Annotated in this window: 3 protein-coding genes; all 3 read left to right on the plus strand. The window is 72.3% G+C overall.

The window, feature by feature from the left end; all coding sequences use genetic code 11:
* Window positions 1-215: SHOCT domain-containing protein (locus L1885_RS26825; RefSeq protein WP_235799749.1), on the plus strand; the 215-nt coding region annotated here is incomplete at its 5' end.
* Between the two features lie 100 nt (window positions 216-315).
* Window positions 316-591, plus strand: coding sequence for a hypothetical protein (locus tag L1885_RS26830; protein ID WP_235799750.1), 276 nt, complete (start codon window positions 316-318; stop codon window positions 589-591).
* 108 nt (window positions 592-699) lie between these two features.
* Entirely contained in the window at window positions 700-2,529 is a 1,830-nt protein-coding gene (glmS, locus tag L1885_RS26835) for a glutamine--fructose-6-phosphate transaminase (isomerizing) (RefSeq protein WP_235799751.1), read from the plus strand.
* The last annotated feature ends 124 nt before the right edge of the window (window positions 2,530-2,653 follow it).

Consider the following 2,653-nt stretch of genomic DNA (forward strand, 5'->3'; position numbering starts at 1 on the left):
CGGCCGCCGCTCCGGGAGCGCTCCCGCCGCTTCCGGGCTCCGCGCCCGCCCCCGTAGCCCCTGGCGGCCTGCCCGAGGCGGCGGGGGACGGCGGCGAGGACCGGGCCGACGCGCTGCTGCGGCGCCTGCGGGAACTGGGCGAGCTGCGCCGGCGGGGCGTGCTCACCGCGGCGGAGTTCACGACCGCCAAGCGGGCGGTCCTCCGGGACCGGTGAACGCAGGAAAATTACGCCGTTCGACGCGGAACCGGCCTGCGCTTGCCCGATTCCGGGCAGAAATGTTGCTTAACGCCGCGAGTCTCTGCACTATCAACGGGTGCTCGATCGCCGCGCGTCGCATGACGACCTCATCGACCACCTGGTCGGCTCCACCTCGCTGCGGCGCGGTGAGGCGGCCCGGGTGGTGCTCGACGTGCTGGCGTACTTCGACGAGACGACCGAGGAGTTCGTCCGGCGCCGCCATCGCGAGATGCAGGCGGGCGGTGCGACGAACACGGTGATCTTCGAGCGGATCGCGGCCGAGCTGCCGCACCGCGCCGTGGCACCGCCGGAACTCTCGCTGAGACAGCTGCGCCGCATCGTCTACGGATGACGGCGGTCACCCGGACGGCCCAGGCGGGCCGGCCCCGGGGCGCCGGGGGCCCGTGCGGGCGCCCCCGGGCCGGGGCACATCCGAAAACCAGGAGGGGCAGGGCCTGACATGTGCGGAATCGTGGGCTACATCGGCAAGCGGGACGTCGCTCCGCTGCTGCTCGAAGGGCTGCAGCGGCTGGAGTACCGGGGGTACGACTCCGCCGGCATCGTGATCACCGGCAAGCCGGCGGCGGGCCGGGCGGCGACGCTGCGGAGCGTCAAGGCGAAGGGCCGGGTGCGCGAGCTGGAGGCGCGCGTCCCCAAGCGCTTCAGCGGCACGACGGGCATCGCCCACACGCGCTGGGCGACGCACGGATCGCCCAGTGACGAGAACGCGCACCCGCACCTCGACGCCGAGGGCAAGGTGGCCGTCGTCCACAACGGCATCATCGACAACGCGGCCGAGCTGCGGGTGAAGCTGGAGGCGGACGGCATCGTCTTCCTGTCCGAGACGGACACGGAGGTGCTGACACACCTGATCGCGCGCTCGCAGGCGCCGACGCTGGAGGAGAAGGTCCGCCAGGCCCTCCAGCTGGTCGAGGGCACGTACGGCATCGCGGTCGTGCACGCCGACTTCCCCGAGCGCATCGTCGTGGCGCGCAACGGCTCGCCCGTGGTGCTCGGGATCGGCGAGAAGGAGATGTTCGTCGCCTCCGACGTGGCGGCGCTCGTCTCCCACACGCGCCAGGTCGTGACGCTGGACGACGGCGAGATGGCCACCCTCAAGGCCGACGACTTCCGCACGTACACCACGGAGGGGTCGCTGACCTCGCCGACGCCGACCCTCGTGGAGTGGGAGGCCGAGTCGTACGACATGGGCGGCCACGACACGTACATGCACAAGGAGATCTCCGAGCAGGCCGAGGCCGTCGACCGCGTGCTGCGCGGCCGGATCGACGACCGGTTCTCGACCGTGCACCTGGGCGGCCTGAACCTGGACGCGCGCGAGGCACGCGGCGTGCGCCGCATCAAGATCCTCGGCTGCGGCACCTCGTACCACGCGGGCATGATCGGCGCGCAGATGATCGAGGAGATCGCCCGCATCCCGGCGGACGCCGAGCCCGCCTCCGAGTTCCGCTACCGCAATCCGGTGGTCGACCCGGACACGCTGTACGTGGCCGTGTCGCAGTCCGGCGAGACCTACGACGTGCTGGCCGCGGTGCAGGAGCTCAAGCGGAAGGGCGCGCGCGTGCTGGGCGTCGTCAACGTCGTCGGCTCCGCGATCGCCCGCGAGACCGACGGCGGCGTCTACGTGCACGCCGGGCCCGAGGTCTGCGTGGTGTCCACGAAGTGCTTCACGAACACCGTGGTCGCCTTCGCGCTCCTCGCGCTGCACCTGGGGCGCATCAGGGACCTGTCGGTCGCCGACGGCAAGCGCATCATCGACGGGCTGCGGCGGCTGCCCGAGCAGATCGGCGAGATCCTGCGGGCGGAGGGCGACATCGAGGCGCTGGCCTCGTCGTACGCGAACGCGAAGTCGATGATGTTCATCGGCCGCGTGCGGGGCTACCCGGTGGCGCGCGAGGCGTCCCTGAAGCTCAAGGAGGTCTCGTACATCCACGCCGAGACCTACCCGGCCTCCGAGCTCAAGCACGGCCCGCTGGCGCTCATCGAACCCGCGATGCCGACCGTGGCGATCGTCCCGGACGACGAACTGCTGGAGAAGAACCGGGCGGCCATGGAGGAGATCAAGGCACGGGCGGGCCGCATCCTGGCCGTGGCCCACAGCGAGCAGCCGAAGGCGGACCACACCGTGGTGGTGCCGAAGAACGAGCCGGAACTGGACCCCATCCTGCTGGGCATCCCGCTCCAGCTGCTCGCCTACCACACGGCGCTGGCCCTGGGCCGGGACATCGACAAGCCGCGCAACCTCGCGAAGTCCGTCACGGTCGAGTGAGACCGCGCCGCGCCTGAGCGGGCCGCCCTCCGCGCCGGCTCCCGCGGCTCGGGCGCCGCGCGGGTCTTCGGGGACCGGCGGCAGGGCGTGGAACGCGGAGCCGCCCCGCCCGGGCCCGGCGCGG

Origin of the sequence: Streptomyces fuscigenes (assembly GCF_021556455.1) — a bacterium.
Lineage (GTDB): Bacteria > Actinomycetota > Actinomycetes > Streptomycetales > Streptomycetaceae > Streptomyces > Streptomyces fuscigenes.

Excerpts from the sequence above, each read along its gene's own strand:
- glmS (WP_235799751.1), top strand. The coding sequence starts at position 700 with ATGTGCGGAATCGTGGGCTACATCGGCAAGCGGGACGTCGCTCCGCTG.